Source organism: Paenibacillus sp. FSL W7-1088, assembly GCF_037969855.1.
Lineage (GTDB): Bacteria > Bacillota > Bacilli > Paenibacillales > Paenibacillaceae > Paenibacillus.
On the sequence record NZ_CP150216.1, the window covers coordinates 6,348,738 to 6,370,956 of the forward strand.

General features: G+C 45.3%; 38 protein-coding genes. All 38 read right to left on the reverse strand.

Annotated features, from left to right (window positions below):
* Positions 1-20 precede the first annotated feature (20 nt).
* Positions 21-1,121, reverse strand: coding sequence for an Mrp/NBP35 family ATP-binding protein (locus MKY42_RS28740; RefSeq protein ID WP_179262881.1), 1,101 nt, complete (start codon positions 1,119-1,121; stop codon positions 21-23).
* Positions 1,122-1,200: 79 nt separating this feature from the next.
* Positions 1,201-1,956, reverse strand: a complete 756-nt coding sequence (cwlD, locus tag MKY42_RS28745; RefSeq protein ID WP_090905300.1) for an N-acetylmuramoyl-L-alanine amidase CwlD — start codon at positions 1,954-1,956, stop codon at positions 1,201-1,203.
* 68 nt (positions 1,957-2,024) lie between these two features.
* A complete protein-coding gene (gene sat / locus MKY42_RS28750) occupies positions 2,025-3,194 on the reverse strand; it encodes a sulfate adenylyltransferase (protein WP_090905297.1) in 1,170 nt (389 codons plus the stop codon).
* Between the two features lie 85 nt (positions 3,195-3,279).
* Positions 3,280-3,972, reverse strand: coding sequence for a phosphoadenylyl-sulfate reductase (locus tag MKY42_RS28755; RefSeq protein ID WP_090905295.1), 693 nt, complete (start codon positions 3,970-3,972; stop codon positions 3,280-3,282).
* 669 nt (positions 3,973-4,641) lie between these two features.
* Positions 4,642-5,034 carry a 30S ribosomal protein S9 gene (gene rpsI / locus MKY42_RS28760; RefSeq protein WP_024633563.1) on the reverse strand — a complete coding sequence of 131 codons (393 nt, stop codon included), beginning with the start codon at positions 5,032-5,034 and terminating at the stop codon, positions 4,642-4,644.
* A 19-nt stretch (positions 5,035-5,053) separates the two neighbouring features.
* Positions 5,054-5,491 carry a 50S ribosomal protein L13 gene (gene rplM, locus MKY42_RS28765; RefSeq protein ID WP_024633564.1) on the reverse strand — a complete coding sequence of 146 codons (438 nt, stop codon included), beginning with the start codon at positions 5,489-5,491 and terminating at the stop codon, positions 5,054-5,056.
* 205 nt (positions 5,492-5,696) lie between these two features.
* Positions 5,697-6,470 carry a tRNA pseudouridine(38-40) synthase TruA gene (truA, locus tag MKY42_RS28770; RefSeq protein ID WP_090905293.1) on the reverse strand — a complete coding sequence of 258 codons (774 nt, stop codon included), beginning with the start codon at positions 6,468-6,470 and terminating at the stop codon, positions 5,697-5,699.
* A gap of 159 nt (positions 6,471-6,629) precedes the next feature.
* Positions 6,630-6,995: a 50S ribosomal protein L17 gene (rplQ, locus tag MKY42_RS28775; protein ID WP_017692102.1), complete on the reverse strand. Its 366-nt coding sequence runs from the start codon at positions 6,993-6,995 to the stop codon at positions 6,630-6,632.
* A gap of 34 nt (positions 6,996-7,029) precedes the next feature.
* Entirely contained in the window at positions 7,030-7,974 is a 945-nt protein-coding gene (locus tag MKY42_RS28780) for a DNA-directed RNA polymerase subunit alpha (protein WP_024633566.1), read from the reverse strand.
* A 136-nt stretch (positions 7,975-8,110) separates the two neighbouring features.
* Complete coding sequence (rpsK, locus tag MKY42_RS28785) at positions 8,111-8,506, reverse strand: 30S ribosomal protein S11 (protein ID WP_017692100.1); 396 nt, start codon at positions 8,504-8,506, stop codon at positions 8,111-8,113.
* Positions 8,507-8,525: 19 nt separating this feature from the next.
* Entirely contained in the window at positions 8,526-8,894 is a 369-nt protein-coding gene (gene rpsM, locus MKY42_RS28790) for a 30S ribosomal protein S13 (protein WP_062329455.1), read from the reverse strand.
* A 20-nt stretch (positions 8,895-8,914) separates the two neighbouring features.
* Positions 8,915-9,028, reverse strand: coding sequence for a 50S ribosomal protein L36 (gene rpmJ / locus MKY42_RS28795; RefSeq protein ID WP_003333770.1), 114 nt, complete (start codon positions 9,026-9,028; stop codon positions 8,915-8,917).
* Between the two features lie 152 nt (positions 9,029-9,180).
* Entirely contained in the window at positions 9,181-9,396 is a 216-nt protein-coding gene (infA, locus tag MKY42_RS28800; RefSeq protein ID WP_017692098.1) for a translation initiation factor IF-1, read from the reverse strand.
* A gap of 3 nt (positions 9,397-9,399) precedes the next feature.
* Positions 9,400-9,708 (reverse strand): KOW domain-containing RNA-binding protein, encoded by a 309-nt coding sequence (locus MKY42_RS28805; protein ID WP_090905291.1) that lies wholly within the window; start codon positions 9,706-9,708, stop codon positions 9,400-9,402.
* A 10-nt stretch (positions 9,709-9,718) separates the two neighbouring features.
* The gene (gene map / locus MKY42_RS28810) at positions 9,719-10,471 is read right to left on the reverse strand and encodes a type I methionyl aminopeptidase (protein WP_024633569.1); all 753 of its coding nucleotides are present in this window, start codon (positions 10,469-10,471) and stop codon (positions 9,719-9,721) included.
* A 4-nt stretch (positions 10,472-10,475) separates the two neighbouring features.
* Positions 10,476-11,120, reverse strand: a complete 645-nt coding sequence (locus tag MKY42_RS28815) for an adenylate kinase (protein WP_024633570.1) — start codon at positions 11,118-11,120, stop codon at positions 10,476-10,478.
* A gap of 90 nt (positions 11,121-11,210) precedes the next feature.
* Positions 11,211-12,509 carry a preprotein translocase subunit SecY gene (secY, locus tag MKY42_RS28820; protein WP_062329461.1) on the reverse strand — a complete coding sequence of 433 codons (1,299 nt, stop codon included), beginning with the start codon at positions 12,507-12,509 and terminating at the stop codon, positions 11,211-11,213.
* Positions 12,509-12,949 (reverse strand): 50S ribosomal protein L15, encoded by a 441-nt coding sequence (rplO, locus tag MKY42_RS28825; protein ID WP_062836188.1) that lies wholly within the window; start codon positions 12,947-12,949, stop codon positions 12,509-12,511. Before rplO ends, secY begins: the two co-directional genes overlap by 1 nt.
* A 43-nt stretch (positions 12,950-12,992) precedes the next feature.
* Positions 12,993-13,178 carry a 50S ribosomal protein L30 gene (gene rpmD, locus MKY42_RS28830; RefSeq protein ID WP_017692092.1) on the reverse strand — a complete coding sequence of 62 codons (186 nt, stop codon included), beginning with the start codon at positions 13,176-13,178 and terminating at the stop codon, positions 12,993-12,995.
* Positions 13,179-13,190: 12 nt separating this feature from the next.
* The gene (gene rpsE, locus MKY42_RS28835; RefSeq protein WP_017692091.1) at positions 13,191-13,688 is read right to left on the reverse strand and encodes a 30S ribosomal protein S5; all 498 of its coding nucleotides are present in this window, start codon (positions 13,686-13,688) and stop codon (positions 13,191-13,193) included.
* A 27-nt stretch (positions 13,689-13,715) separates the two neighbouring features.
* A complete protein-coding gene (gene rplR / locus MKY42_RS28840; RefSeq protein WP_062329465.1) occupies positions 13,716-14,084 on the reverse strand; it encodes a 50S ribosomal protein L18 in 369 nt (122 codons plus the stop codon).
* Between the two features lie 117 nt (positions 14,085-14,201).
* The gene (gene rplF / locus MKY42_RS28845) at positions 14,202-14,744 is read right to left on the reverse strand and encodes a 50S ribosomal protein L6 (protein WP_024633576.1); all 543 of its coding nucleotides are present in this window, start codon (positions 14,742-14,744) and stop codon (positions 14,202-14,204) included.
* A 30-nt stretch (positions 14,745-14,774) separates the two neighbouring features.
* Positions 14,775-15,173, reverse strand: coding sequence for a 30S ribosomal protein S8 (rpsH, locus tag MKY42_RS28850; RefSeq protein ID WP_017692088.1), 399 nt, complete (start codon positions 15,171-15,173; stop codon positions 14,775-14,777).
* A gap of 32 nt (positions 15,174-15,205) precedes the next feature.
* Positions 15,206-15,391, reverse strand: coding sequence for a type Z 30S ribosomal protein S14 (locus tag MKY42_RS28855; RefSeq protein ID WP_013312154.1), 186 nt, complete (start codon positions 15,389-15,391; stop codon positions 15,206-15,208).
* A 73-nt stretch (positions 15,392-15,464) separates the two neighbouring features.
* Positions 15,465-16,007: a 50S ribosomal protein L5 gene (gene rplE, locus MKY42_RS28860; RefSeq protein WP_062329467.1), complete on the reverse strand. Its 543-nt coding sequence runs from the start codon at positions 16,005-16,007 to the stop codon at positions 15,465-15,467.
* 32 nt (positions 16,008-16,039) lie between these two features.
* The gene (rplX, locus tag MKY42_RS28865) at positions 16,040-16,393 is read right to left on the reverse strand and encodes a 50S ribosomal protein L24 (protein ID WP_024633578.1); all 354 of its coding nucleotides are present in this window, start codon (positions 16,391-16,393) and stop codon (positions 16,040-16,042) included.
* 39 nt (positions 16,394-16,432) lie between these two features.
* Positions 16,433-16,801, reverse strand: coding sequence for a 50S ribosomal protein L14 (gene rplN, locus MKY42_RS28870; RefSeq protein WP_090905289.1), 369 nt, complete (start codon positions 16,799-16,801; stop codon positions 16,433-16,435).
* Positions 16,802-16,836: 35 nt separating this feature from the next.
* The gene (gene rpsQ / locus MKY42_RS28875; protein ID WP_024633580.1) at positions 16,837-17,103 is read right to left on the reverse strand and encodes a 30S ribosomal protein S17; all 267 of its coding nucleotides are present in this window, start codon (positions 17,101-17,103) and stop codon (positions 16,837-16,839) included.
* A gap of 48 nt (positions 17,104-17,151) precedes the next feature.
* The gene (rpmC, locus tag MKY42_RS28880; RefSeq protein WP_017692083.1) at positions 17,152-17,349 is read right to left on the reverse strand and encodes a 50S ribosomal protein L29; all 198 of its coding nucleotides are present in this window, start codon (positions 17,347-17,349) and stop codon (positions 17,152-17,154) included.
* Positions 17,339-17,773: a 50S ribosomal protein L16 gene (gene rplP, locus MKY42_RS28885; RefSeq protein WP_076292170.1), complete on the reverse strand. Its 435-nt coding sequence runs from the start codon at positions 17,771-17,773 to the stop codon at positions 17,339-17,341. The genes rpmC and rplP overlap by 11 nt, the downstream gene beginning before the upstream one ends.
* A gap of 2 nt (positions 17,774-17,775) precedes the next feature.
* Positions 17,776-18,441, reverse strand: a complete 666-nt coding sequence (rpsC, locus tag MKY42_RS28890) for a 30S ribosomal protein S3 (RefSeq protein ID WP_024633582.1) — start codon at positions 18,439-18,441, stop codon at positions 17,776-17,778.
* Positions 18,442-18,456: 15 nt separating this feature from the next.
* Positions 18,457-18,789, reverse strand: a complete 333-nt coding sequence (gene rplV, locus MKY42_RS28895) for a 50S ribosomal protein L22 (RefSeq protein WP_024633583.1) — start codon at positions 18,787-18,789, stop codon at positions 18,457-18,459.
* 35 nt (positions 18,790-18,824) lie between these two features.
* A complete protein-coding gene (rpsS, locus tag MKY42_RS28900; protein WP_024633584.1) occupies positions 18,825-19,103 on the reverse strand; it encodes a 30S ribosomal protein S19 in 279 nt (92 codons plus the stop codon).
* 71 nt (positions 19,104-19,174) lie between these two features.
* Positions 19,175-20,005 carry a 50S ribosomal protein L2 gene (gene rplB / locus MKY42_RS28905; RefSeq protein WP_076292169.1) on the reverse strand — a complete coding sequence of 277 codons (831 nt, stop codon included), beginning with the start codon at positions 20,003-20,005 and terminating at the stop codon, positions 19,175-19,177.
* A gap of 31 nt (positions 20,006-20,036) precedes the next feature.
* Positions 20,037-20,327, reverse strand: a complete 291-nt coding sequence (gene rplW / locus MKY42_RS28910) for a 50S ribosomal protein L23 (protein WP_024633586.1) — start codon at positions 20,325-20,327, stop codon at positions 20,037-20,039.
* Positions 20,327-20,950 carry a 50S ribosomal protein L4 gene (gene rplD / locus MKY42_RS28915; RefSeq protein WP_062329471.1) on the reverse strand — a complete coding sequence of 208 codons (624 nt, stop codon included), beginning with the start codon at positions 20,948-20,950 and terminating at the stop codon, positions 20,327-20,329. The genes rplW and rplD overlap by 1 nt, the downstream gene beginning before the upstream one ends.
* 25 nt (positions 20,951-20,975) lie before the next feature.
* A complete protein-coding gene (gene rplC, locus MKY42_RS28920; RefSeq protein ID WP_090905287.1) occupies positions 20,976-21,599 on the reverse strand; it encodes a 50S ribosomal protein L3 in 624 nt (207 codons plus the stop codon).
* Positions 21,600-21,644: 45 nt separating this feature from the next.
* Positions 21,645-21,953 carry a 30S ribosomal protein S10 gene (gene rpsJ, locus MKY42_RS28925; protein WP_017692074.1) on the reverse strand — a complete coding sequence of 103 codons (309 nt, stop codon included), beginning with the start codon at positions 21,951-21,953 and terminating at the stop codon, positions 21,645-21,647.
* Positions 21,954-22,219: the final 266 nt, after the last annotated feature.

A 22,219-nucleotide genomic window follows, 5' to 3' on the forward strand; every position in this document is an offset into this window, starting at 1 on the left:
ACTTTACACATATAGAAAATTTAAAACTTGGCATCAACAGACTGGGCAACCTCGTCGTAGATTGCTCCGATGCTTGACTCTGCTTTATACACAGATGGAGAAAAATCCGGCTCCGAAATATGATTATCCGGTGCTCCCAATGGAATCTGCGCAAGCAGCTCTGTATGAAGACTCTCGGCAAGAGTACCCCCACCGCCTCGGCCAAATACATAATCTTTCTCCCCGCATTTGCTGCATTCATAATACGCCATGTTCTCTACGACACCAAGCAGCTCATGTTCCGTCTGAATAGCCATAGCACCTGCACGTGCAGCTACAAAAGCAGCGGTTGCATGCGGTGTGGTAACGATGATTTCTTTGCTGTGTGGCAGCATCTGATGTACGTCTAGTGCAACGTCCCCCGTACCCGGAGGCAGATCAAGCAGCATATAATCCAACTCTCCCCAATTTACATCGGTAAAGAATTGGCGCAACATCCGCCCCAACATAGGTCCACGCCAGATCACTGGGTTATTCTCCCGAATAAAGAATCCCATCGACATGACTTTTACGCCGAAACGTTCAACAGGCTGGATAACCCCGTCCTCAACGACTGGATATTCCTCAATGCCCATCATATCAGGCACACTGAAGCCATATATATCTGCATCAATTAGGCCAACCTTTTTACCTTGACGTGCCAGAGCCGCTGCCAAATTAACGGTTACCGTCGATTTGCCGACGCCGCCTTTACCACTAGCAACAGCAATAAAACGTACGCCGGATTCAGGACTTAGCAACTCATGTCCGTCCAGACCTGCTGCATGGCCTTTGACAAGCACTTCGTCCTGGTCTTCCTCATGATCCGCTTGTCCGATGTTCAGGCTCTCACGCTCATGCTCTGACGCTGCACGCAGACGAATATGTACATCATTCACTCCGTGTTGGGACAACAGGTTGCGCGCGGCATCGCTTAGAGCAGTTGTATCCTCTGTGCGGTTCTCCAGCGTCACCATAGTAAGAGCAACATGATTTTCTTTAACCATGACATCACGGACCCACTGCAGTTCAGTCAAACTTAAGCCCAATTGCGGTTCCTGCAATGGCTGCAATAGTTCAAGTATCTGTTCTTTTGATAACATCAGACAGCACCTCAGCTTTATCTATTGGCATGTAATTAGGTATGCTAATCCAATTATATCATTACCTTTCTCGTTGTGACTAACTTTTAGGACGTTCTCCTGAGGAATAACGAAGAATTCCGTTGTAGATGGATGCAGCTACTTTGCGCTGATAGGCCTCATCAGCAAGCAGACGCGCCTCTTCCGGGTGAGAAAGGAAACCCACCTCCACCAGTGCAGAGGGAATTTTTAAAGCTTGGAGCAAATAAACGGTATTTACCGTTTTTGCGATTCGATCTGTATTTTCCAGATTACGAATCATTTCTTGCTGAAGCAGATTGGCCAACCCTTCATTATCAGGATGGTTAGGTGTATAAAAAACTTGAGCACCACTCCAGCGGTTCGATGGAACACTGTTCATATGGATGCTGATAAAGAGATCTGCCTGTTTATCCTCGATTCTTCTTACTCTTTGTTTCAGGTCTTCCGTTTTGCGTTTGGAGTAGCCCTTGGTGTCTGTAGCAGCCAGATCGGTGTCTATTTCTCGGGTCATGACAACCAAGGCTCCTGCTTGCTGCAGATAATCTCGTACGTACAGCGCAATGGATAAATTGATATCTTTCTCAATGACTCCCTGCTTACTCACTGCTCCCCCATCGGGCCCACCATGTCCTGCATCAATGGCTATGACTTTTCCCGCTAATGGCAGCCCCCAGTAACCGGACATTTTAGAGGAGGGCAACTCATACGTCACCACTGCCACAAACATCGCCAGCAAACAGAGGCTTAACATGATCCTCTTCATGGTGCGTAACCTAATCCAGATTACAAAGTGCTTCCCCATATTTTTACGCATAAAAAAACCACCTCGTCCCTATAAATGACTCTAATCATCTATATGGGACAAGATGGACAAATATACCGTTAGGAGCGGACTTGCTCCGCCATCCCTTCAATCAGCACCTCAGCTACCTCAGGGCGCGTAAATTCTGGTGGAGGGCATTGGCCGTCTCTCAGCAAGCCACGTACTTTGGTGCCAGACAGAGCCATGTGGTGTTCTTTATCATGCGGGCAGGTTTTGCTTGATGCCATGTTGCCACACTTGGTGCAGAAAAAACTATGTTCAAAGAACAAAGGTGTGATACCGAGTTCTTCCGGGGTGAAGTTAGTAAAGATCTCCTGCGCTTCATACGTTCCATAGTAGTCACCCACACCTGCATGGTCGCGGCCTACAATAAAGTGAGTACAACCATAATTTTTACGTACCATTGCGTGGAAAATGGCCTCTCTTGGACCAGCATACCGCATAGCCGCCGGGAATACGCCGAGGAATGCACGATCAGCCGGATAATAGTTCTCGAGCAAAACCAGATAACTCTTCATCCGTACATCAGCAGGTACGTCATCAGACTTCGTTTCGCCTACAAGCGGATTTAAGAACAACGCGTCCACAATCTCCATTGCACTTTTCTGAATGTACTCATGGGCACGATGGACCGGATTACGCGTCTGAAAACCGACAACCGTCTTCCAGCCCTTATCCTGGAACGTTTTCCGTGTCTCAGCAGGATCATAATAGAACTGTTCGAACTTGGCCGGCTTGGGGCGGTTAAGGACTTGAATTGGACCTCCTACATATGTTGCAGGTCGTTCCAGCAGTTTCTTCACACCCGGGTGTTCTGGATCATCCGTTTTGAAGACACGACGTGCTTCCTCACCCTGATCTACTTTGTAAATGCTCTTCACTTCCAGCAATCCATAGGTTATTCCATCATCATCACCAATAAGTGCGACAGTCTCACCGATCTGGAGTGAAGTAGCCTGCTGCTCATCTACAGCCAGGGTAATGGGTATGCTCCAGACTGTTCCGTCTGCAAGACGCATGCGAGATATAACTGAAAGATAGTCCTCTTCATTCATAAAACCTTGAAGCGGTGAGAATGCACCCACACCAATGAGATCCAAATCCGAAATTGTCCAGCTGTTAATACGTAAAGAGGACAGTTTCTCACTCTCTCGTAATAATTGTTCCCGTTCTTCTCCTTGTACGACACGCTGAATCAGCGTACCTCCATGAGGCAGAATCGAAGTCATCTTGTCAGCTCCCTGTTTCACCATTTTTTATAACATCAAGAATGAATTCAGTGCATTATAAAATCCATCACTTACTCTGACTCAATTATTTATGAAGACCGCATTCCGTTTTTTCATTTCCAGACCAGCGTCCCGCACGTGGATCTTCTCCAGGCATAACTTGACGTGTGCAATACTCACAACCGATACTCGGGTAATTCTGATCATGCAGCGGGTTGTACACGACATTATTGGTACGAATGTATTCCCATACATCCTCTGAAGTCCAGTGGGCAATCGGGTTGAACTTCATCAGACCAAACTTGGCATCATATTCGACCTTCTTGGAATTTGCACGCGTCGGTGCTTGATCTCTCCGAATACCGGTAATCCATGCATCGTACTGGGATAGAATACGTGTCAGCGGCTCAACCTTCCGAATATTACAACAAGCATTAGGATCAGACTTCCACAATTCATCTCCATGTTGAGCTGCCTGCTCTTCAGGAGTAATTTTCGGTGATACACGTACAAAATCAAGATTGTATTTCTCCTTCATTTTGTCACGAGTTTCGTAAGTTTCCTTGAAATGAAAATCGGTATCTAGATAAAATATATCCGTAGATGGGCTGATCTTCTGAAGCATATCTACAAGTACAACATCCTCTGCACCGAAGCTGCATGCAAAAGTGATATTTGGAAACGTCTCAATAGCGTAACGAATAATATCCTCTGGACTTGCGTTTTCCAACTCCTCAGCTTTCGTCCGTGCAAGTTCTTCTTTCTCCAACAAGTTCATGTCTGCATTTCCCCCATTCTGCATTTCAAAAATCACTAAAGCCGACTAATCTAATATGAATTATGTATAGTATAATTCTTTCATGGGGGATGTCAATGCCTGCCATATGGTAAAATACATCAGTTTAAGCCCATTTATTTGCTGTTCATCTTGAAAAATAATATGGTCTTAATAATGCATTTAATTGATTTTTGGATAAAATCATCCATGTGTTGCATCATCAATCCCCCCCTGTCATCATCCACTCATCATTGAAATCCTTTGCTACTACTGGGTTTATCGAGCCGATTTGATAAAACGAGGTATAGAAGATCTCTATATAACCGAAGCAATTTAGAATAATGAGAAGGATCTAATAATGAAATAAAAGCTGGAATCGAATTCTTCAATTGTAAGGGCTCTTTATCAAAACCATAAGAAAAACTGATGAAATTAATCATGAAAAATGTATGATTACAACCATTGCGAGGTTCTAAACTGCGAATTAAATTAGTGGATAACGGAGAGGTAAATTAAATGGAGTACTACCTAGAGGAAGAAACCTTAACCGTTACAGAGGAACCTGAAGCCTCTTTGATTCATCATCTGATGTTAAGAGCATTTATTATACTTATTGGTCTCTAGAATACAAAAAAGCCTTTGACCGAGGCCAAAGGCTTGTAATGCATATTAACGTTTGGAGAACTGAGGTGCGCGACGTGCGGCTTTGAGACCGTATTTTTTACGCTCTTTCATCCGTGGGTCACGAGTCAGGAATCCTGCTTTTTTCAGGGAAGCACGGTATTCCGGATCTGCTTTCAACAGAGCGCGGGAGATACCATGACGGATCGCACCGGCTTGACCGGAGATTCCGCCACCATGAGCGATAACAAGAACATCATAGTTGCTGAGTGTTTCTGTCAGGTTCAGTGGTTGTTTTACGATCAGTTTGAGTGTTTCCAAACCGAAGTATTCATTAATATCACGTTTATTGATGACAATGCGTCCTTCACCCGGTACAAGGCGAACACGAGCTACCGAATGTTTACGACGACCTGTCCCATAGTATTGTACTTGTGCCATGAAACTGTCCTCCTTTTAATTAACCGCGAAGTTCATAAACTTCTGGTTTTTGTGCTGCATGTGGATGCTCAGTGCCTCTGTACGCTTTAAGTCTCAACTTCATTTTCTCGCCCATGCGAGTTTTAGGAAGCATACCGCGAACAGCCAATTCCAACATACGTTCCGGTTTGTTTTTAACCATCTCTTCAGCAGTAGTTACTTTCAAACCACCTGGGTGCATCGAGTGACGGTAGTATTTTTTACCTTGCATTTTTTTACCAGTCAATACAATTTTCTCTGCATTGATGATAACAACGAAATCGCCAGTGTCCACATGTGGAGTGAATTGTGGCTTATGTTTGCCGCGGATCAAAGCAGCTGCTTCGCTCGCCAAACGTCCGAGCGTTTTGCCTTCGGCATCAATGATGTGCCATTGGCGCTCAACTTCGTTAGGCTTCGCCATGTACGTGGTACGCATGAAAAGTTCCTCCTTAAAATGTTCAACATCATTATATTCATTTATCTTCATTCATTAAGTGATAACTTTAGGTGTTGATGGATAGTTCTTTCATTGTGACCCTCTTAATTGGGGCTGTGGGAAAGCCATTAAGAAAACACAACTTTTATATTACATGATAGGAGCTTAAATCGCAAGTGTTAATTAAGCATTTCACTTCGCAAATTTAATCTTTTTTGTATTCAAGGTCCCAGAGCATTAAACCGCAGCTAACCGCAGTAGGTCCTGCAGCAGAACGATTACAAGCAGCAATCATATTCGGTACGTCAGAGGCTTTCCGTTTGCCCTCTCCGACCTCCAGCAGTGTACCTACAATGATACGAACCATATGCTGCAAAAAGCCGTTACCACTCACATAGATGTGAATGACACCCTGATCGCGCGGATGGTCCCTACACATAGAACGGTCCACTTCTATCCATGCTTCGTATACCGAACGTACATGATTGTCTTTCTGAGACTTGCGTGAAGCAAAGGAGGTGAAATCATACGTACCAATAAAATGACGTAACCCCTCCTGCATTGCCGCAATGTCCAGCTTGGCATGGTGATGATATTGCAGCCTCCGATTAAACACGTCCGGGAATTGATTCGCATTGACGGTATACCGATACGTTTTCTTTTTCGCAGCATAGCGAGAATGAAATTCGTTTGGTACTTCAACCGCATCAATAACGATAATATCGGATGGCAATCTAGAGTTGAGCGCCATACACCATCGTTCAATCGGGATCTGGGATTCCGTAGGAAAATTGAAGATCTGTCTGCGTGCGTGAACGCCTGCATCCGTTCTGCCTGAACCCGTAATTTTAACCTTCTCACCGGTTAAAGCACGAATGGCATCTTCAAGATGGTCCTGAATGGTATTCCCTCCCGGCTGAACCTGAAAGCCGTAATAGGCAGTGCCATCATAAGTTAACGTCATACACAAGTTGCGCATCAATACCACACCTTTGTTCCATACTATACATGTGCCTATCCCGAACAGCAAAAGAAGCCCCTTTCGGAGCTTCTATTACAGCACGAAATCCGAAATGAAGAGAAAAAAAGGGTTAAACCAGAATCAACGATTCTGTCCCCTTTCCTCATCTCATCTGTTCTACGCGCGGTCAACCAGTTCCAAGTAAACCATAGGCGCAGCGTCACCACGACGAGGTCCCAGTTTCAGGATACGAGTGTACCCACCTGGACGCTCAGCGTAACGACCGGACAATTCGCTAAACAGTTTTTGGATTGCATCTTGCTCACCATCGATTGTTTCGCGGCGAACATAAGCTGCCACTTGGCGACGGGCATGAAGATCTCCCTTTTTCGCTTTAGTGATCAGTTTTTCAGCAATAGAGCGAACCTCTTTTGCTTTCGCTTCAGTTGTCTGAATGCGTTCGTATAAGAACAGGTCGGTTACCAGGTCACGGAACAAAGCTTTACGTGCGCTGGAATTACGGCCCAACTTTTGGTATGCCATTGTTTTCCCTCCTTCACTTCAAGCACTCGGCTGTCTATTCTTCTGTACGGAGTCCCAAACCAAGTTCCTCAAGCTTCTCTTGAACTTCTTCCAAAGACTTGCGTCCGAGGTTACGGACTTTCATCATGTCTTCTTCTGTTTTCGTAGTCAGCTCTTGCACGGTATTAATACCGGCACGTTTGAGGCAGTTGTAAGAACGAACAGAGAGATCCAGCTCTTCGATCGTCATTTCGAGTACTTTTTCTTTTTTGTCTTCTTCTTTTTCGACCATAATCTCTGCATCTTTCGCTTCGTCTGTAAGACCCACGAAGAGCATCAGATGCTCGGTCAAAATTTTAGCGCCAAGGCTTACAGCCTCTTCAGGACGAATACTTCCGTCAGTCCAAACTTCCAACGTGAGCTTGTCATAGTTGGTTACTTGGCCGACACGCGTATTTTCCACAGCGTAGTTTACGCGGCTGATCGGGGTGAAGATGGAATCGACTGGGATGACGCCGATCGGCTGGTCATCGCGTTTATTCCGATCTGCCTGGACGTAGCCGCGACCGCGATTGGCAAAAATACGCATGTGAAGTCTCGAACCTGGTCCGAGCGTAGCAATGTGCAAATCCGGGTTAAGAATTTCCACATCGGAGTCAGCACGGATATCTCCAGCCGTAATTGCTCCTTCGCCTTCAGCATCAATCTCGAGCACTTTCTCCTCGTCCGAGTGAATTTTGAGCGACAAAGCTTTCAGGTTAAGGATGATCTCCGTAACATCTTCCATAACGCCAGGAACTGTAGCAAATTCATGCAGAACGCCATCGATTTGAACCGAAGACACTGCCGCACCCGGCAGTGACGAGAGCAAGATACGACGAAGCGAGTTTCCAAGCGTCGTACCGTATCCGCGCTCTAGCGGTTCTACTACGAATTTCCCATAGGTGCCATCATCGTTGACGTCTACCGTCTCAATTTTCGGCTTTTCGATTTCAATCACTGCAATACCCCTCCTTCAAAACGTCGGTCCTCTATGAAACATTTACCTTCTCTTGCGAAAACATGTAGTAGTATGCCTAAACAACCATTATTAGCAGATTGTGGCGGAAATATACCACACGCAGGGGCAAATCTCATTAGACACGACGACGTTTTGGAGGACGGCATCCGTTATGCGGGACTGGAGTTACGTCTTTGATCAGGTTAACTTCAAGACCAGCAGCTTGCAAAGAGCGGATCGCTGCTTCACGGCCTGCGCCTGGTCCTTTAACCATAACCTCAACGGCTTTCATCCCATGTTCCATTGCAGCTTTGGCAGCAGTCTCAGCAGCCATTTGTGCAGCAAACGGAGTCGATTTACGGGAACCTCTGAATCCGAGGCCGCCGGAGCTTGCCCACGAAATTGCGTTTCCGTGAGGGTCCGTAATGGTAACGATAGTGTTATTGAATGTGGAGCGGATATGTGCCACGCCAGATTCAATATTTTTACGGTCACGACGTTTAGTACGTACGACTTTTTTCGGTTTAGCCATTTTCTCTTATCCCCCCTTATTATTTCTTCTTGTTCGCTACAGTACGACGAGGACCTTTACGAGTACGAGCATTCGTTTTCGTACGTTGTCCACGAACAGGCAGACCACGACGATGACGAACTCCACGGTAACAACCGATCTCCGTCAAACGTTTAATATTCAAAGAGATTTCACGACGCAGGTCACCTTCTACTTTGACCTCTTTGTCGATACTTTCACGCAATTTGCTGACTTCATCTTCCGTCAAATCACGAACACGAGTGTCCGGATTGATGCCTGTTGTGCTCAGAATTTTCTGGGAAGTCGTTTTACCGATTCCGAAAATATAAGTCAAGGCGATCTCAACGCGCTTATCACGTGGCAAATCCACACCAGCTATACGTGCCATTTTACGCTACACCCCCTTCTTTAACCTTGTTTTTGTTTGTGTTTCGGATTTTCACAGATAACCATAACATTCCCTTTGCGGCGAATGACTTTGCATTTTTCGCAAATCGGCTTGACCGAAGGTCTTACCTTCATGTGAATTACCTCCTCAAAGTTTTGCTTAGCAAAACTCTCTTCGTAAGCATTGACCTTGTTCTACTAATATAGAACCGGCTTCGAAGCTTTCGCAAGTTTTGCCGGGCAAAACCCGCTTCATAAGCTTCACAGTTCATTGCAACTGTCTACTACTATTTACGGTAAGTTATACGACCTTTTGTCAAATCATAAGGTGATAACTGAACAACCACTTTGTCTCCAGTCAGGATACGGATAAAGTGCATCCGCAACTTGCCAGAAACGTGAGCGAGAATTTGATGACCGTTCTCAAGCTCAACCTTGAACGTTGCATTCGGTAGCGGCTCGAGAACCGTACCTTCCACTTCAATGACATCTTCCTTGGCCATTAGTCAGTCTCCTTTCTCTTCAGCTTGAATGTTGGTGGATTCCAGAAACGAATGAACCGCATAGCGGAGCTTTCCGTTTGTCACCCGACCACTCTCGTTTAAACTGTTTACGACCTCTCTGCTAATCATCGGTTGGAGTTCAAGATGAAGAATATTCTTCTTCTTGGGTTGATCAAACTTACGTTTGTCTCCATCCGCAATATATACGAACCTGCTGTCCGCTATAGCAACAATTACTGCGGCTTGGTCCGCATTGCGGCCTTTACGGATCTTCACAAGTTGACCGAGCTGCGGATTAGACTGATTGTTCATGCCTTATCACCTACGCATTCAGTTTTGTGAAAATTTCCATGCCTTCTGGTGTAACTGCTACGGTGTGTTCAAAGTGGGCGCATAACGATCCATCAACAGTGACGACAGTCCAGTTATCTTCCAACGTTTTCACATACCGTCTGCCTGCGTTAACCATCGGCTCTATGGCCAGCACCATGCCCGCTTTAAGCCGTGGCCCCCGATCAGGAAGACCATAGTTCGGAATCTGTGGTTCTTCGTGCAGATCCGCTCCTATGCCGTGACCGACATATTCACGTACTACCGAGAACCCTTCATCTTCAATATATTTCTGAATCGCATGAGATATTGTAAACAAGCGAACGTCCGGTTTAACCAGCGCCAGACCTGCGTATAACGAAGCCTCGGTAACGTCCAGAAGACGACGGGCTTCTTCGGAAATACGGCCGACTGGATAAGTCCAGGCGGAATCTCCGTGATAACCCTGGTACTGCGCGCCAATGTCAAACGTAACGATATCGCCCTCGTTCAACTTTCGTTTGCCGGGAAATCCATGCACCAACTCTTCATTCACTGAAGCGCACACACTGGCAGGGAAACCGTTATAACCTTTGAAAGACGGCACAGCTCCTTGACTGCGGATGTATTGATCGGCCATATGGTCAAGTTCTCCAGTCGTAATACCGGGAGCGATATGCTCTGCCAAGAGACGATGCGTTTCCGCAACAATTCTCCCCGCTTCCCTCATCAAGCCCAGTTCCGTTTCGGACTTACCAATGATCATTCAATTAACCTCGCAGCAGGGACACGATTTCATGAGAAACTTGATCGATATCCTGCTCTCCGTCCATTTGACGAAGAAGGCCTTTGTTCTCATAAAATGTGAGGAGTGGTGCTGTTTTGTTGATATATTCGTCAAGACGTGTGCCTACGCTCTCTTCATTATCATCAGAGCGTTGGTACAAGTCACCGCCGCATTTATCACAAATACCTTCCTGCTTAGGCGGATTGAATACGACATGATAGGTGGCGCCACAGTTCTTACAAATGCGACGACCCGTCAGACGGGCGAGCAATTTGTTGCGGTCCACTTTCAGGTTGATTACATGATCGAGACCTGAGTTTAGTCGATCCAGAATACCATCGAGCGCTTCTGCTTGAGACAGGGTTCTTGGAAAACCATCCAAGAGGAATCCTTCTCTGCAATCAGGCTGCTGCAAACGTTCTTCAACGATGCCGATCGTTACATCATCTGGTACTAGCAATCCTTGATCCATATATTCCTTGGCTTTCAGGCCAATGGGAGTTCCCTGCTTAATCGCGAGACGAAATGCATCGCCTGTTGAAATATGGGGAATACCGAACTCTTTCACAATGACGTCTGCTTGCGTTCCTTTTCCTGCCCCCGGAGGGCCCATGAATAGGATGTTCACGTTATGTCACTCCCTCCAAGACTACCCTACATCAACAAACAGCACAATAGGTGCCGGCAAGTAAATCTTAACTTGACCGGTACCTATTGCCTATTTATTGATAAAACCTTTGTAGTGGCGTTTGATCAATTGGCTTTCGATTTGCTTCATCGTATCCAGCGCAACACCGATAACGATCAGGAGAGATGTTCCTCCAATTTGCGCAGATTGAGGCAAACCAGAAAGTGCCCCCAAGATTACAGGCAGAACGGAAATTACTGCCAAGAAGATGGCACCTGCCGTTGTCAAACGAGTCATGACACGGGTCAGATATTTCTCGGTTGCTTTACCCGGACGAATGCCTGGGATGTAACCGCCGTTCTTTTTCATGTTGTCAGCCATCTGCTGTGGATTCATCTGTACAAAAGTATAGAAGAATGTGAATCCGAAAATCATCACTACATACAGTAACATACCCAGAGGTTTATGAGTAGTGAGATTGGCTCCGATCCACTGTGCCCATGCACGATCAGCCCAGAAGTTGGCGATGATCGATGGGAACATCAACAGAGATGAAGCAAAGATGACAGGGATAACACCTGCTGCATTAATCTTCAGCGGGATATGTGTGTTCTGTCCACCGTACATTTTGTTACCTACGACGCGTTTAGCGTACTGTACAGGAATTTTCCGAATCGCCTGCTGAATGTAAATGACACCTATGATAATCAGTACAATAACAATTGCAACGATTACCCCTTTAAGAATGTTCATGAACAGTTGATCAGCTTGGATGAAGTCAGATTCGATTGTTTGTTTGATAATGTTAGGCACCGTTGATAGGATACCCGCAAAGATCAAAATCGAAATCCCGTTTCCTATGCCCTTCTCGGTGATCTGCTCACCAAGCCACATTAGGAATGAAGTACCGGCCGTAAGTACAATCGCGATCAAGATATAATCTGCAAATGTTGCATTAGGCACCATTTCTGTATTGTACAAGCGGTTGAATCCGATCGACGTACCAAACGCTTGAATCAATGCCAGACCTACCGTTAAATAACGGGTCAGTTGTGCAGATTTTTTCTTACCTTGTTCCCCCTGCTTAGCCCACTCCGCTAATTTTGGAATAACGTCCATGGAAAGCAGCTGCACTATGATAGACGCAGTGATGTAAGGCACGATCCCGAGCGCAAATATCGAGAACTGAAAGAGCGCTCCACCCGAGAACGTATTGAGAAGTCCAAAAACTTCTTTACCCGCAGAATTTGTCGCTTCGAACACATCTTTGTTAACTCCCGGTACGGGGACAAAGGAGCCGATGCGGTAAATGATCAGTACAAAAAGGGTAAATAATACCCTTTTGCGCAGATCTTCAACCCGCCAGATATTCTTTAGGGTCTTGAACATTAAATCACCTCAGTTGTACCGCCGGCAGCTTCAATTTTCTCAATAGCAGATTGAGAAAACTTGTTAGCTTTAACAGTCAGCTTCACAGTGACATCACCGTTACCCAGGATTTTGATTCCGGATTTAGCGTTTTTAACTACGCCATTCGTCATCAAGAATTCTGGAGTTACTTCAGTACCCGCAGCAAAACTGTTCAGGTCTTCAGTATTCACAACTGCATATTCTTTGCGAGTTGGGTTTACAAAACCACGTTTTGGCAAGCGACGATACAATGGATTTTGTCCACCTTCGAAGCCTGGACGTACTCCACCGCCAGAACGAGCGTTTTGTCCTTTGTGACCGCGACCTGATGTTTTACCTGTACCACTACTTGGACCGCGACCAAGACGTTTACGTTCTTTGCGGGATCCAGGAGATGGTGAAAGCTCATGTAACTTCATCGTTCGTTGCACCTCCTTAAAGATTTGTGGGATTAACCCTTTTTTAAGCTTCTACTTCTTTAACAGCGACCAAGTGGCTTACTTTGTTAATCATGCCACGAATGGCAGGATTGTCGTTTTGAACCACTTTACTGTTGATTTTGCGCAAGCCCAATGTTTTCACAGTTGTTCTTTGCGTCTCCGGACGTCCGATCAAGCTGCGGACGAGGGTAATTTCTAATTTAGCCATGAGATTCCCTCCTTAACCCAGAAGCTCTTCGACGGATTTGCCGCGCAGTTTTGCCACGTCTTCAGCACGCTTCAAACGGGACAAACCTTCCAAAGTCGCATTGACCATGTTCATGGAATTCGAAGAACCCAGAGATTTTGTCAAAATGTCACCTACACCAGCAAGTTCGAGAACCGCACGTACAGGACCACCAGCGATAACACCAGTACCTTCAGATGCTGGTTTCAACAGAACGCGTCCTGCGCCGAACTTACCTGTTACCAAGTGAGGAATCGAAGTTCCTACGAGTGGAACGTGTACAAGGTTTTTCTTAGCGTCTTCAATACCTTTGCGAATTGCATCAGGTACTTCGCCCGCTTTACCGATACCAGCTCCAACCCAGCCGTTGCCGTCGCCGACTACAACCAGTGCGCTAAAGCTGAAACGGCGTCCGCCTTTTACTACTTTAGCTACGCGATTAATATTTACAACTCTTTCAGTCAGTTCCAAAGTATTCGGATCTACACGCAAGTCGTTAACCTCCTTTTGAAAAATATCTTAAAACTCAAGTCCTGCTTCACGAGCCGCTGCAGCCAATGCTGCGATACGACCATGGTACAGATAACCGCTACGGTCAAATACGATGTTAGAAACGCCTTTGTCTTTTGCACGTTTAGCGACGAGTTCGCCAACTTTACGAGCAGATTCAACAGATGCGCCGTTTTTGATGTCGCCGCTCAATTCTTTGTCTACAGTAGACGCGGAAGCAATCGTAACACCAGCTACATCATCGATGATTTGAGCATACATATGTTTACCAGAACGGAATACGTTCAAACGAGGACGTGCTGCCGTTCCTTGGATTTTCTTACGAACACGCAGGTGTCTTTTCAGACGAGCCTTGTTTTTATCTTGTTTCGTAATCATCTCAGGGATTCACTCCTTTCAGGTTACCTCGCTGGCTTCAAACCGGAAGCCACGGGGTATATTAGAAACACAAGAAGCAAGCAAGCCGAAAACCGCGCAAAGGCGGTAAGAAAAATCTTATTTCTTCTTACCGGCTTTACCTTCCTTACGGATGATACGCTCGCCTTCATATTTGATACCTTTACCTTTGTACGGCTCAGGTTCACGAACGGAACGGATTTTAGCAGCGTAAGCACCTACACGCTCTTTATCGATTCCGCGAACGATGATTTTCGTATTCGAAGGAACTTCGAATTCGATTCCCGCTTCCGGTGTAATTTCAACCGGGTGAGAGTACCCAACGTTCAGAACGATTTTATCTCCGGATTTGCTTGCACGATATCCGACCCCAACCAGCTCCAGAGATTTTGCGAATCCTTCAGTAACACCACTCACCATGTTGTTTACAACGCTACGCGTTGTGCCGTGCAAAGAACGGTGAGTTTTGTTATCGGAAGGACGCACAACTGTAATTTCGTTGTTTTCAACTGTAACCTTCATGTCTTTATGAAGTTCACGAGTCAAAGATCCTTTTGGTCCTTTTACCGTAATAACGGTGTTGTCCAGTGTGATGTCCACACCACTTGGTACTGTAATTGGTTTGCGACCAATACGAGACATATGTTGCACCTCCTATCTTGTGACGTTATATTACCAAACGTAGCAGACGACTTCTCCGCCGGATTTCGATTGACGAGCTTCTTTGTCCGTCATGATACCTTTGGATGTCGAGATAATAGCGATACCCAGACCACCAAGTACACGAGGTACTTCGTTGCTTTTCGTGTAAACACGAAGACCAGGTTTACTGATTCTTTTCAGACCAGTAATAACACGCTCGTTATTTTGACCGTATTTCAGGAAAACACGGATAATCCCTTGTTTGTTATCATCGATAACTTCAGCGTCACGGATAAAACCTTCACGCTTCAAGATGTCGGCGATTTGTTTTTTCATTGTCGAAGCAGGCATTTCTACCGTTTCGTGACGAACTGTGTTCGCGTTACGAATACGAGTAAGCATATCTGCAATTGGATCAGACATAGTCATTGTGAGTTAACCTCCTTCCCGTTCAGGACTTTTTACCAGCTTGCTTTTTTCACGCCAGGGATCTGGCCTTTATAAGCTAATTCACGGAAGCAAATTCTGCAAATTTTGAACTTCTGCAGTACCGAATGTGGACGTCCGCAACGCTCACAGCGTGTATAAGCACGTACTTTAAACTTTGGTGTACGTTGTTGTTTAACTTTCATCGAAGTTTTTGCCACTTAGCCTGACACCTCCTAAATAATTTCGGAGAAAAGGGAGTCTTTCCAGACACCCGGAAACGTTATAGCAACATTATTTTACGAAAGGCATTCCGAGTTGCGTGAGCAATTCACGGGATTCTTCGTCTGTTTTCGCCGTTGTTACGATGACAATATCCATACCGCGGACTTTGTCTACTTTATCATACTCGATCTCTGGGAAGATCAATTGTTCTTTCAGACCCAGTGTGTAGTTACCACGTCCGTCGAAAGCTTTGCTCGATACACCGCGGAAGTCGCGGACACGAGGAAGCGTAACGTTGAACAGTTTATCGAGGAAGAAGTACATGCGCTCGCCGCGCAATGTTACTTTCACACCGATAGGCATGTTCTCACGCAGTTTGAAACCTGCGATAGATTTTTTAGCACGAGTGATTACAGGTTTTTGACCTGCGATCAGTTGCAAATCGTTTACTGCGGAATCCAACACTTTAGAGTTTTGAACTGCATCGCCCACACCCATGTTGATAACGATTTTCTCGATTTTCGGCACTTGCATTACCGTTGTATAGTTGAACTTCTGCATCAAAGCAGGAGCAATTTCGTTAAGGTAACGTTCTTTCATTCTTGCTGCCATGAATCATAGACCTCCTTTCTCATTCGGTTCAATTAGTCGATAATTTCTCCGGAACGTTTTGCAACGCGCACTTTCTTTCCGTTATCCAACACTTTGTAACCTACACGGGTTACTTTTCCGCTCTTCGGATCGATGTGCATTACGTTGGAAACGTGAATCGGAGCTTCCTTCTCGATAATGCCGCCTTGCGGATTTTGCTGGTTAGGCTTCTGGTGTTTTTTAATCATGTTAACACCTTCCACAAGGACGCGGTTCTCACGAGGATAAGCAGCGATGACACGGCCTTTTTTACCTTTGTCTTTACCGCTGATCACCATAACTGTATCTTCTTTTTTAACATGAAGTTTATTGTTATGGGATTCCAGAACTTTTTTCACTCTTGGCATTTCGTACACCTCCTGTTTCTAACATCACGAGATTAAGCTTTAGATAACTTCTGGGGCCAAGGAAACGATTTTCATGAAGTCTTTCTCGCGGAGTTCACGAGCAACAGGTCCGAAAATACGTGTTCCACGTGGGCTTCTGTCGTCTTTTACAACAACCGCTGCATTTTCATCAAAACCGATGTAGGAACCGTCTTTACGACGTACAGAACGTTTCGTACGAACGACAACCGCTCTAACTACATCACCTTTTTTGACAACGCCGCCTGGTGTTGCTTGTTTTACCGAACAAACGATCAGATCACCGATTTGAGCTGTACGACGTCCCGTACCGCCGAGTACGCGGATACACATCAGTTCCTTCGCACCGGAGTTGTCGGCCACAGCCAAACGTGTAAATGGTTGAATCATTTAGTATTCCTCCTTTCAGCTATGCTGCTGATGCATTAGATGATAATCGCTTTTTCTACGACTTCAGTAAGTCTCCAGCGTTTATCTTTCGAAAGCGGACGAGTCTCCATGATTTTCACCGTGTCACCGATTTTCGCAGTGTTTTCTTCGTCATGCGCTTTGAATTTTTTAGTAACCTTGATACGTTTATGGTACAAGTCGTGTTTTTTGTAAGTTTCTACAGCAACAACGATCGTTTTATCCATTTTATCACTGACTACTTTACCTGTTTGCACTTTACGTGCGTTACGTTCTTCGCTCATTGTTGGCCTCCTTCCTGATTACGGACGGATTAGACATCCGATCCCTAATTAACCGATTCCCAATTCTCTTTCACGGATAATGGTTTTAGCACGAGCTATTTCTTTCCGCACATCACGGATTCGAGTCGGGTTATCCAGCTGACCGGTAGCGAGTTGAAAGCGGAGGTTAAAGAGTTCTTCTTTAAATCCGGCAATCTTTTGCTCGATTTCAGCAGAGGTTAGGTTGCGAAATTCACTAGCTTTCATTTGCTTCACCACCCAATTCTTCACGTTTCACAAACTTCGTTTTGATTGGCAGTTTGTGAGCGGCAAGACGCATTGCTTCGCGAGCAATATCCTCCGGTACACCAGCAAGTTCAAACATGATCTTACCTGGTTTCACAACTGCAACCCATTTTTCTACGTTACCTTTACCGCTACCCATCCGAACCTCGAGAGGCTTTTGAGTGATTGGTTTGTCTGGGAAGATTTTGATCCAAACTTTACCACCACGTTTGATGTAACGAGTCATCGCAATACGAGCCGCTTCGATTTGACGGTTCGTAATCCAAGCCGGTTCCGTAGCTTGCAGACCGTATTCGCCAAAGTTCAGCGTAGTTCCGCCTTTAGCTTGGCCCTTCATATGTCCGCGTTGTTGCTTACGGTGTTTTACACGTTTTGGTACCAACATGATTAGTTGCCTCCTTCCTTAGCAGCTTGTTTCTTAGCCGTAGGAAGAACCTCTCCACGATAGATCCATACTTTTACGCCGATACGGCCGTAAGTAGTATGAGCCTCTGCTGTACCGTAGTCGATGTCGGCACGAAGCGTGTGCAGTGGAACAGTTCCTTCGCTGTAGCCTTCCGAACGAGCAATCTCAGCACCGCCAAGACGTCCGCCCACTTGAGTTTTAATACCTTTTGCACCAGAGCGCATTGTTCTTTGAATAGCTTGTTTCAGAGCACGACGGAAAGAAACACGACGTTCCAATTGTTGTGCGATGCTTTCAGCTACCAGGATTGCGTCCAGGTCTTGGTTCTTAATTTCAGAAATGTTGATGTGTACTTTTTTACCGCCTGCGATTTTCGTAATTTGATTACGCAGATTTTCAACTTCCGAACCACCCTTACCGATAACCATACCTGGTTTCGCAGTGTGAATCGTTACGTTTACGCGGTTAGCCGCTCTCTCGATTTCAACACGAGACATAGCGGAGTCTTTCAATTTATTTTTCAGGAATTCACGAATTTTCACGTCTTCCATCAAAAGATCGCCGAAGTCTTTACCTGCATACCACTTAGATTCCCAGTCACGGATAATTCCGACACGGAGTCCGACTGGATTTACCTTTTGGCCCACACATTTCCCCTCCTTCTACTTTTCAGATACCACCAAAGTGATGTGGCTAGTACGTTTGTTAATACGACTTGCACGTCCCATTGCACGAGGGCGGAAACGTTTCATTGTCGGTCCTTGGTTCACGTAAGCTTGCGAAATGACCAAGTTATTAACATCCAAAGAATAGTTATGTTCCGCATTTGCAATCGCGGAGTTAAGCAACTTCTCAACAATCGGAGAAGCGGATTTCGGAGTGTGACGGAGAATGGCAACCGCCTCACCAACTTGCTTGCCGCGAATCAAGTCAACAACGAGTTGAACTTTACGAGGAGCAATCCGGATAAACTTAGCATGTGCTTTTGCTTCCATTGTGTAACCTCCTCTCAAACATTAAAGATGTTCATTTATCTTCTTGTTTTCTTATCATCATCAGTATGGCCTTTGTACGTACGGGTTGGAGCGAACTCACCCAATTTGTGTCCGACCATGTCCTCAGTTACGTATACTGGTACGTGTTTACGACCGTCATATACGCCAAATGTGTGTCCGATGAATTGCGGGAAAATTGTAGAACGACGGGACCAGGTTTTAATAACAAGCTTTTTACCGGATGCTTCCATCTCTTCTACCTTTTTCAGCATGTAGCCATCAATGAATGGCCCTTTTTTCAAACTGCGACCCATGTGGAGATCCTCCCTTCAAACGTAGCTATTATGCATCCGCAGATGCCTCACGAAGTTATGCACAGTGTGTATTACTTCGTGCGGCGGCGAATGATGTATTTATCAGAAGCTTTATTTTTCTTACGCGTTTTGTAACCAAGAGTAGGTTTACCCCATGGTGACATTGGCGATTTACGTCCGATTGGAGCACGACCTTCACCACCACCGTGTGGGTGATCGTTAGGGTTCATTACTACACCACGAACTTCAGGACGTTGTCCCAACCAACGGCTACGACCGGCTTTACCGATTTTGATGAGCTCGTGGTCTTGGTTACCAACAGATCCGATTGTTGCGCGGCAAACTTTCAGAATACGACGAACTTCTCCGGAAGAGAGACGAACGGATACGTATTTTTCTTCTTTACCAAGCAATTGAGCTTCTGTACCAGCAGCACGAACCAATTGTCCGCCTTTACCTGGTTTCAACTCGATGTTGTGGATAACGGTACCTACTGGAATGTTTTCAAGTGGCAGTGCGTTACCGATTTTGATGTCTGCGTCAGGACCGGAGAATACTTGATCGCCAACTTTCAGACCTTTAGGAGCGATAATGTAACGTTTCTCACCATCAGCGTAGTGAATCAAAGCGATGTTGGATGTACGGTTCGGGTCATACTCAATCGTAGCAACGCGGCCCGGTATTCCATCTTTAGTACGTTTGAAGTCAATGATACGGTATTTACGTTTGTGTCCACCACCGTGGTGACGAACTGTAATTTTACCTTGGTTGTTGCGGCCTGCTTGTTTGCTCAACGGGGCCAACAACGATTTCTCCGGCTTATCTGTGGTGATTTCCTCAAATGTAGAAACGGACATGTTCCGTCTTGCCGGGGATGTTGGTTTATACTTTTTGATTGGCACTAGGTTTCCCTCCTTACTTCAAAAATTTCAATTATACAGTTTCAAAGAACTCAAGCGTTTTGCTGTCTTGTGTCAGCGTTACAAACGCTTTTTTCCATTCGCTTGTATATCCGGAATAACGTCCGTACCGTTTAGGCTTAGCTGGAACACGCAGAGTGTTCACGTTTTTCACTTTTACGTTGAAAATAGCTTCTACGGCTTTTTTGATCTCGGTTTTGTTTGCACGGATATCGACTTCAAATACATATTTCAAGTCGTTCATCATGTCAGCAGTACGTTCCGTAATAATCGGACGTTTTACAATATCACGAGGATCCTTCATTACGCGAGCACCTCCTCTACCTTCTGAACTGCTTCTTTCGTAATGATCAATTTGTCGTGCGAAAGCACGTCAAGAACATTAATGCCGTCAGCAGCTACGAATTTCACGCCAGGAATATTCCGTGCGGAAAGAGCCACATTATCATCATAGCTAGGAGCTACGATCAAAGCTTTGCGTCCAACTTTCAAGTTGTTCAAGATGGCTGCAAATTCTTTTGTTTTAGGTGTGCTCAGCGTGAGAGCATCCAGAACGATAATGTCATTGTCGATCACTTTGGATGAAAGAGCTGATTTGATCGCCAAACGGCGAACTTTCTTAGGCAGTTTGTATGCATAGCTCCGTGGTGTCGGACCAAATACGATACCGCCGCCTTTCCATTGTGGAGAACGAATCGAACCTTGACGAGCGCGACCTGTACCTTTTTGTTTCCAAGGTTTACGTCCACCGCCACGTACTTCAGAACGTCCTTTTACTTTGTGGGTACCTTGACGAAGGGAAGCGCGTTGCATAAGAACTGCATCGTACAGAACGTGTTGGTTCGGTTCAATTCCGAAAACCGCATCGTTCAATTCAACTTCGCCTACTTGGCTACCATCTACATTGTAAACTGATACTTTTGGCATTTTGTGTTCCTCCTTTCTTCAGTGGTTATTTTTTCACCGTTTCTTTAACTTTTACAAGGCTGTTCTTCGGTCCAGGAATGGAACCTTTCACGAGCAACACGTTACGCTCAGCGTCTACTTTAACAACTTCAAGACGTTGGATTGTAACAGTCTCATGTCCCATGTGTCCTGGCAAATGTTTGCCTTTAGGAACGCGGTTAGCTTGGATCGAACCCATCGAACCTGGGCCACGGTGATAACGAGAACCGTGAGACATAGGTCCAGTGCTTTGTCCCCAACGTTTGATTACGCCGGCAAAACCTTTACCTTTAGAAATACCTGTTACGTCAACGAACTCGCCTTCTGCGAAAATGTCAGCTTTCAATTCTTGGCCAACTTCATATTCCGCGATGTTAATGCCGCGAAGTTCACGAACGTAGCGCTTAGGTGCAGTATTCGCTTTTTTAGCGTGTCCTGCTTCTGGCTTGTTAGCATTTTTCTCTTTCTTATCGGAGTAACCGATTTGAACTGCTTCGTAGCCATCGTTCTCAAGATCTTTCTTCTGCAAAACAACACAAGGTCCTGCTTCGATAACCGTTACTGGAACGACGTTACCTTCAGGTGTAAATACTTGAGTCATTCCAAGTTTTTTTCCTAAGATACCTTTCATGTTGACACCTCTTTTCCTTCATAAATAATCTAATGATGCTTTATATTACAATTTAATTTCGATATCTACACCGGACGGCAGATCCAAGCGCATCAAGGCATCCACAGTTTGTGGAGTCGGGTTAACGATATCGATCAAACGCTTATGAGTGCGTTGTTCGAATTGTTCCCGAGAATCCTTGTACTTGTGCACCGCACGAAGAATAGTAATGATTTGTTTTTCAGTTGGAAGCGGAATCGGACCGGATACACCAGCACCCGAACGTTTTGCAGTTTCAACAATTTTCTCCGCGGATTGATCAAGAATTCTGTGGTCGTAAGCTTTCAAACGAATACGAATTTTTTGCTTTGCCATTTTAGTCCCTCCTTCTATCGCCCAATTTGGTATCGGACATACTCCGTGAAAATTTTCTAGCCACTCTCCCATGGCAAAGGGGCCGGGTGTGCCAGTAACCTCTCACATCATCGCAACGTCACAGAACAACATTCATTATTATATAGAAAAGATGGGCGTATTGCAAGCATATTTAAGAAAAACATTTAAACTAATCTTTTCGAGTGAAATGACTTCGTTTAATATGTTGTTTTCCGACTCTATACTAGCTGCCTTAACCGATCTTT

Bases quoted from the DNA above. Each gene is read 5' to 3' on its own strand.
- rplX (WP_024633578.1), bottom strand. From the start codon at position 16,393: ATGCCAAGAGTGAAAAAAGTTCTGGAATCCCATAACAATAAACTTCAT.
- rplF (WP_024633576.1), bottom strand. From the start codon at position 14,744: ATGTCTCGTATTGGTCGCAAACCAATTACAGTACCAAGTGGTGTGGAC.
- rpsS (WP_024633584.1), bottom strand. From the start codon at position 19,103: ATGGGTCGCAGTTTGAAAAAAGGGCCATTCATTGATGGCTACATGCTG.
- rplM (WP_024633564.1), bottom strand. From the start codon at position 5,491: ATGCGTACCACGTACATGGCGAAGCCTAACGAAGTTGAGCGCCAATGG.
- rpsQ (WP_024633580.1), bottom strand. From the start codon at position 17,103: ATGAGCGAAGAACGTAACGCACGTAAAGTGCAAACAGGTAAAGTAGTC.
- rpsJ (WP_017692074.1), bottom strand. From the start codon at position 21,953: ATGGCAAAGCAAAAAATTCGTATTCGTTTGAAAGCTTACGACCACAGA.
- rplD (WP_062329471.1), bottom strand. From the start codon at position 20,950: ATGCCAAAAGTATCAGTTTACAATGTAGATGGTAGCCAAGTAGGCGAA.
- rpsK (WP_017692100.1), bottom strand. From the start codon at position 8,506: ATGGCTAAACCGAAAAAAGTCGTACGTACTAAACGTCGTGACCGTAAA.
- infA (WP_017692098.1), bottom strand. From the start codon at position 9,396: ATGGCCAAGGAAGATGTCATTGAAGTGGAAGGTACGGTTCTCGAGCCG.
- MKY42_RS28805 (WP_090905291.1), bottom strand. From the start codon at position 9,708: ATGAACAATCAGTCTAATCCGCAGCTCGGTCAACTTGTGAAGATCCGT.
- rpmD (WP_017692092.1), bottom strand. From the start codon at position 13,178: ATGGCTAAATTAGAAATTACCCTCGTCCGCAGCTTGATCGGACGTCCG.
- rplV (WP_024633583.1), bottom strand. From the start codon at position 18,789: ATGGAAGCAAAAGCACATGCTAAGTTTATCCGGATTGCTCCTCGTAAA.
- rplP (WP_076292170.1), bottom strand. From the start codon at position 17,773: ATGTTGGTACCAAAACGTGTAAAACACCGTAAGCAACAACGCGGACAT.
- rpmJ (WP_003333770.1), bottom strand. From the start codon at position 9,028: ATGAAGGTAAGACCTTCGGTCAAGCCGATTTGCGAAAAATGCAAAGTC.
- rplQ (WP_017692102.1), bottom strand. From the start codon at position 6,995: ATGGCATACCAAAAGTTGGGCCGTAATTCCAGCGCACGTAAAGCTTTG.
- MKY42_RS28740 (WP_179262881.1), bottom strand. From the start codon at position 1,121: ATGTTATCAAAAGAACAGATACTTGAACTATTGCAGCCATTGCAGGAA.
- rpsM (WP_062329455.1), bottom strand. From the start codon at position 8,894: ATGGCACGTATAGCTGGTGTGGATTTGCCACGTGATAAGCGCGTTGAG.
- rpsI (WP_024633563.1), bottom strand. From the start codon at position 5,034: ATGGCACAAGTACAATACTATGGGACAGGTCGTCGTAAACATTCGGTA.
- rplW (WP_024633586.1), bottom strand. From the start codon at position 20,327: ATGAAGGATCCTCGTGATATTGTAAAACGTCCGATTATTACGGAACGT.
- MKY42_RS28755 (WP_090905295.1), bottom strand. From the start codon at position 3,972: ATGAACTTGTTGGAGAAAGAAGAACTTGCACGGACGAAAGCTGAGGAG.
- cwlD (WP_090905300.1), bottom strand. From the start codon at position 1,956: ATGCGTAAAAATATGGGGAAGCACTTTGTAATCTGGATTAGGTTACGC.
- sat (WP_090905297.1), bottom strand. From the start codon at position 3,194: ATGACTTCGATTCTGCCTCATGGAGGTACGCTGATTCAGCGTGTCGTA.
- rplE (WP_062329467.1), bottom strand. From the start codon at position 16,007: ATGGCAGCAAGAATGAAAGAACGTTACCTTAACGAAATTGCTCCTGCT.
- secY (WP_062329461.1), bottom strand. From the start codon at position 12,509: ATGTTCAAGACCCTAAAGAATATCTGGCGGGTTGAAGATCTGCGCAAA.
- map (WP_024633569.1), bottom strand. From the start codon at position 10,471: ATGATCATTGGTAAGTCCGAAACGGAACTGGGCTTGATGAGGGAAGCG.
- rpmC (WP_017692083.1), bottom strand. From the start codon at position 17,349: ATGAAAGCTAGTGAATTTCGCAACCTAACCTCTGCTGAAATCGAGCAA.
- rplN (WP_090905289.1), bottom strand. From the start codon at position 16,801: ATGATTCAACCATTTACACGTTTGGCTGTGGCCGACAACTCCGGTGCG.
- rplO (WP_062836188.1), bottom strand. From the start codon at position 12,949: ATGAAGTTACATGAGCTTTCACCATCTCCTGGATCCCGCAAAGAACGT.
- truA (WP_090905293.1), bottom strand. From the start codon at position 6,470: ATGCGCAACTTGTGTATGACGTTAACTTATGATGGCACTGCCTATTAC.
- rpsH (WP_017692088.1), bottom strand. From the start codon at position 15,173: ATGACTATGTCTGATCCAATTGCAGATATGCTTACTCGTATTCGTAAC.
- rplR (WP_062329465.1), bottom strand. From the start codon at position 14,084: ATGATTACGAAACAAGATAAAAACAAGGCTCGTCTGAAAAGACACCTG.
- rplC (WP_090905287.1), bottom strand. From the start codon at position 21,599: ATGAAAGGTATCTTAGGAAAAAAACTTGGAATGACTCAAGTATTTACA.